Origin of the sequence: Mammaliicoccus sp. B-M6, assembly GCF_022386965.1 — a bacterium.
In the GTDB taxonomy this organism is placed as follows: Bacteria; Bacillota; Bacilli; order Staphylococcales; family Staphylococcaceae; genus Mammaliicoccus; species Mammaliicoccus sciuri_A.
The window spans coordinates 1-241 of record NZ_JAJNHJ010000101.1; the positions used below are offsets into that span (position 1 = coordinate 1).

1 protein-coding gene is annotated in these 241 nt (G+C 27.4%); it reads left to right on the plus strand.

What is annotated here, in order from left to right; all coding sequences use genetic code 11:
• The coding region (locus LQ693_RS13610; RefSeq protein ID WP_239743738.1) for a helix-turn-helix domain-containing protein at positions 1 to 241 on the plus strand (241 nt) is incomplete at both ends.

Consider the following 241-nt stretch of genomic DNA (forward strand, 5'->3'; position numbering starts at 1 on the left):
ATTCAAAATAAAACTTGTAAAAGAATATTTAGAAGGACATCAAAGTTATAGAACAATTGCTTTAAAATATGGTGTTTCAAGTTGGTCTGTCCTTCGGATTTGGGTCAATCAATATAAAGAGTTTGGAGAAGAAGGTTTAGAAGTAAAAAATAGAAATACTGTTTATACTAGCGAATTTAAATTATCTGTTTTAAAATTTAGACAAGAAAATATGTTGTCTTATCAAGATACTGCGAATCAC